The 1,557-nt window shown below is 71.0% G+C and carries 2 protein-coding genes; both read right to left on the bottom strand.

Going from position 1 to position 1,557, the window contains the following annotated elements; all coding sequences use genetic code 11:
• Positions 1-697: 697 nt before the first annotated feature.
• Positions 698-1,066, bottom strand: a complete 369-nt coding sequence (locus tag RIF68_RS36210; protein WP_309055928.1) for an STAS domain-containing protein — start codon at positions 1,064-1,066, stop codon at positions 698-700.
• On the bottom strand, positions 1,063-1,557 hold a 495-nt coding region (locus RIF68_RS36205; protein WP_309055926.1), incomplete at its 5' end, for a PP2C family protein-serine/threonine phosphatase. The genes RIF68_RS36205 and RIF68_RS36210, both read right to left, overlap by 4 nt.

Below are 1,557 nucleotides of genomic sequence, written 5' to 3'. Positions count from 1 at the left end.
GGGCTGGCGATGGGCAGGATGCCGCCGGCCGAGGCGGGCTGAGCGCCGAGGAGTACTCCGAGAACGACCGTGCAGCCGGTACCGACACTTCTGGCGAAAGTTCGTGTGTGCATGCCGAACTCAACCCGCCGGTGGCCGGGGCGGTTACGGACATGCCCGACGACCTGAGAGGGCGTCTCTCCACCTCCAGGAGCGTGGCCGGGTGAGTGCTCTTGGGACCTCGAATTCGTTGGGATGCCAGCCATCGTCCGACGGCGGCTGCTTTCGACCAGCTGCCGGCGTGGGGTCCGCGGTGCGCGAGGCGCCGGGTGAGTGCGGCGGTGACGGAGCTGAGCCAGTGGGAGCGGCGGTCGCTGATCACCGGGCGGTTGTGGCGAGACGCCCCCGCCACGGGGCGCCTTCACTGCTCCGGTCACTGGATCAGTGCTCCGCACCGTACGACGGCCCGGCCCCGCCCGCAGCGCCGACGAGGGCGAGGGCGTCGTGATGCCGGCCACGTTGCACCGGTCGTGACCGTCGGCAGGTCTTTTGCGCAGAGGTGGGAGATGCGGGGCGGGTGGCGGGGGTGCGCAGGATGGTCGTGCTGCCGCCGATGATGCCGCTGCAGACCAGGATGCGCGGCGCGTGGTCGACGGCAACGGCGATCGTCGTTCCGTCGGTGCCGATGCCGACGAGTGCACTCGAAGCGCGAGAGGTTTCAGGCGGTGGTGCGGTTGCTTTGACGTGCGGCAAGCGCGGCGTCGGCGCTGGGAAAGGTGGGCAGGAAGGTGTCCATCCCGGTGATGCTGAGCAGGCGGCTCAGCCGGCCGGGGATGGCCGCCAGGGTCAGCGAGCCGTCGGCGTCCTTGGCGCAGCGCCAGATGCCGACGAGGGCGCCCAGCCCTGAGGAGTCGCAGAAGGTGACGCTCGCCAGGTCGGCGACCAAATGGGGGTGGCCGTTCGTGATGAGCTCGAGGGCGCGGGTCCGCACGGCGGGTGCGGTGGTGATGTCGAATTCACCGGACAGTGCGATCACGGCCAGGGTCCCGTCGGTGTGCGGGACGTCGATGTGGAGTGCGTCGGTCATGGGCGTCGGTTCTCCTGCCCGACAAAGACGTCGGCGGTCGGGGCGGCGGCGCTGTGAGCGGTGGTGGTGATACCTGCGGGAGCGGCATCGGGTGGGGGGACGGACAGGGCCAGCAGTGCCACGTCGTCGCGTTCGGTGTCGGGGAGGGTGTCCAGGAGTGCGACGGTGTCGTCGATCAGGGAGCCGGCACTGACCGGCGCCGGCCGGTGGGCGAGGAAGTCGGTCAGGCCCGTGTCGGCGAGCATGTGGCCATCGGCGGTGCGGGCTTCGGTCAGGCCGTCGGTGTAGAGCAGCAGGCCCTGGCCGGGTGCCAGGTGCAGGGTGCGTGAGGCGAAGGTGGCTTCGGCGATCGCGCCGACCAGCATGCCGCCCTTGGCGCGGACCGCCTCGACCCGTACACCGCCTTCCTCGGTGGGGCTCAGGTGGTAGGCGGGCGGATGGCCGCCGGTGGCCAGGGTGACCGTGAAACTGCCGTCTGGGGCGGGATCGAG

Origin of the sequence: Streptomyces sp. (assembly GCF_031178505.1) — a bacterium.
GTDB lineage: Bacteria > Actinomycetota > Actinomycetes > Streptomycetales > Streptomycetaceae > Streptomyces > Streptomyces gulbargensis.
Note: the sequence above shows the minus strand (reverse complement) of the source record. Positions and strands in the feature narration are given on the sequence as shown.

Excerpts from the sequence above, each read along its gene's own strand:
- RIF68_RS36210 (WP_309055928.1), bottom strand. The coding sequence starts at position 1,066 with ATGACCGACGCACTCCACATCGACGTCCCGCACACCGACGGGACCCTG.